General features: G+C 30.4%; 3 protein-coding genes. 2 read left to right on the forward strand and 1 reads right to left on the reverse strand.

What is annotated here, in order from left to right; all coding sequences use genetic code 11:
- Both ACR0QS_RS12545 and ACR0QS_RS12550 read left to right on the forward strand, forming a co-directional pair.
- Positions 1 to 721: fibronectin type III domain-containing protein (locus tag ACR0QS_RS12545; protein WP_432633792.1), on the forward strand; the 721-nt coding region annotated here is incomplete at its 5' end.
- A 17-nt stretch (positions 722 to 738) separates the two neighbouring features.
- The gene (locus ACR0QS_RS12550; RefSeq protein WP_432633793.1) at positions 739 to 1,617 is read left to right on the forward strand and encodes a tetratricopeptide repeat protein; all 879 of its coding nucleotides are present in this window, start codon (positions 739 to 741) and stop codon (positions 1,615 to 1,617) included.
- A 42-nt stretch (positions 1,618 to 1,659) separates the two neighbouring features.
- Here ACR0QS_RS12550 and ACR0QS_RS12555 read toward each other — a convergent pair.
- The coding region (locus ACR0QS_RS12555; protein ID WP_432633794.1) for a diguanylate cyclase at positions 1,660 to 2,793 on the reverse strand (1,134 nt) is incomplete at its 5' end.

Genomic DNA, 2,793 nt, shown 5'->3' on the forward strand with positions numbered 1-2,793 from the left:
ACCATATATGCTTAATATAAATAATATAATTTACGACCCTTTGTATTTGGGACAGGGTTTTATTGGCGGAATAGACGCTTTTTCTTTCACTCCGATTTTTAAGAAAAATTTTAATTTGTATAAATATTTAAAAAACGGAGAGATAATAAGCGAAGTTATAGATTTTACAAATAATAATATTTTTATAGATTCTATAAATTATACGGCAAATATTTCAAACGGAACTCATATTGATATTTATTATAGAATCTCCGACAGTTATTTTTTGCCAGAGGATAATTTTATAGAATGGAGACGATTAAACGGAAATAATATTATTAACGAGCGCGGAAGATATATTCAAATACGAGCGGAATTCCAAAGCGATACGGAAAGAAATATAAGCCCCGTCCTAAACAATATGGAAATCGTTTATCATAACGGGAAAGCACCTCAAAAACCGATTAATTTGACTGCGACCGCGGTTAATAATTCGGCGGTATTGAGATGGGAAGGTTCGCATGAAAATATAACGGGCTATAAAATTTATTACGGCACGAAATCTGGAATCTATAATAATGCAGATAATATTCCAATAATTGTAGGAAATCAAACGGAATATGTTATAAACGGATTAAGAAACGGAGAGACTTATTATTTTACTATAACGGCTATAGGAGGAGAGGGCGGAAACATAGAAAGCGCTTTTGCCGAAGAGGTTTTTGTCCGAACATCTTATTAAAATACAAAGGAGAGATTATGCTTATAGGAACTAAAGCGATAAAATTAACCAACCTTGCGGAAGACTTATTTAAAAAAGGAGTGGACGGCGAAGCTATGGAAGCTCTAAAAAGAAGCATGAGATTAAGCAACGGAAACGACATGAAATCGTATTTGCAAATAGCTTTGTCTTTATTTGAAAACGGCGATTACGAGCATGCAAAAATATTTTTAAATACTTTTTTGGAATACTGGATGGCATCCGAAGCCTATTTTATTTTGGGAGATATTGCCAAAAAAGAAAAAAGATTGAAAGACGCTTTTGAATTATATAGAAAAGGACTCTCTTTATATAATTCGCATAATCTTAATCCTTATTATGAATTTTTGTCTTTATGTTCCGCTTTGAAAGAGGAACATAAAGGATTGGAAATAGCGAAATATTTGCTTAAAAGAAACAATAGAGACAGAGTCGCTTTGGTTTATATGGCAAATTATTTTTATAGAAATAAATTATATAGAGAAGCGATAAGTTTTTATAAAATACTTGTTGAAAACGATTTAGCCGATTATAACGATTATCATTATTACGGAATTTGTTTGCATGAAATAAAAGATTATAAGAAAGCGGAAGATATGTATATTCAGGCTTTGTCGATTTATCCCGCTAATACTCCCGCCGCTATCGAACTTAAAAACTTGAGAAATAAAAGTTTGAGAGACAATTATCCTAATTTGGAAAAAAGCAGGGCGAAATATACTAAAAATATAGAAGAATCGCCGAAGTCGAACGATTATTTTCATTTGGGAAATATTGAGTTTATAGAAGGCAATTACGAAAAAGCCGCGGAATATTATTATAAAGCGAAAGAAGTTTATCAGGAATATATGGGAAGAAAAGAAAGAATTTGCGTGTGAATTTTTTGAATATTTAATTTATTTGAAAATTTTATTTCTTTTTTATTTATATTTATAGATAAAAGTTTTATTTCGTCCGAGTCGTTTCGCTTCATACATCGCGCTGTCGGCTTCTTTTATCGTATCGGAAATGATTCTTTTTGAAGAAGGTTTATATTCGGATATTCCTATGCTTATTGTTATATTTATAATATTTCTTTCATAAGAGAACGATTTTTTTTCAATAGTTTTTCTTATTCTCTCTCCCAAAATATAAGCCTGTTCTTTTTTCGTATTCGGACATATAATTAAAAATTCCTCGCCTCCGTATCTAACCGCTATGTCGCTTTTCCTTAAAATATTATCATGCGGATTATTCAGAATCGAGCCTAATTCATGCAATATAAAATTCCCGCAGTTATGTCCGTATATATCGTTTACATTTTTGAAATGGTCTAAATCCATAAATATTATCGAAATGCTATAATTGTATCTTATCGCTCTTTCAACTTCTTCCTCTATGACTTTGTTAAAATATCTCACATTATATAATCCCGTGCGAGCGTCTATTGTCGATTGAGCGCTTAAAGTGTCGATTTCTTTTATCAGATTTTTTATAACATTGTCTTTTTCTATTGAAGATTTTTCTTCTATTAAACTTATATTCAAACCTACGCTTCTTATTTTTAATTTAATAATCGTTTCGTATAAATCGTAAATATTTAAAGTTCCTATCGGATTATTTTTGTCGTCCACAACGGCTATATATTCCAGTTTATTTTTAAGCATAGAATCGAATATTTTTTCCAAATCGTCTTCGGGATACGCCGTTATAAAATCTTTGCTCATAAAAAGCGAAATTTCTTTATCTAAAATTTCTTTATCGTTTTTTGCCGATTTTATATTTTTTGTATCTTTAGTATATTTTGAAGTTTTTACCGTTTTGGCGGTTTTTTTAGGGAATTGTTTTAAAACTATGTCCGATAATTGTCTGCCGTCTATGATTCCGATTAATTTATTCGCTTCGTTTACTACGGCTAATACTCTAACGCCTTCTTTATTTACGATTTTGATTAATTCGGATAACGGCGCGTTCTTTTTTAGAATTTTAATTGTATTATCCATAGAAGATTTAACGATATTCTTATACATCAAATAAAGCCTTTCAACAGTGTATTGAGATATTATTTTATAATA

Origin of the sequence: Brachyspira sp., from assembly GCF_050873525.1 — a bacterium.
In the GTDB taxonomy this organism is placed as follows: Bacteria; Spirochaetota; Brachyspiria; order Brachyspirales; family Brachyspiraceae; genus Brachyspira.

Bases quoted from the DNA above. Each gene is read 5' to 3' on its own strand.
- ACR0QS_RS12550 (WP_432633793.1), top strand. From the start codon at position 739: ATGCTTATAGGAACTAAAGCGATAAAATTAACCAACCTTGCGGAAGAC.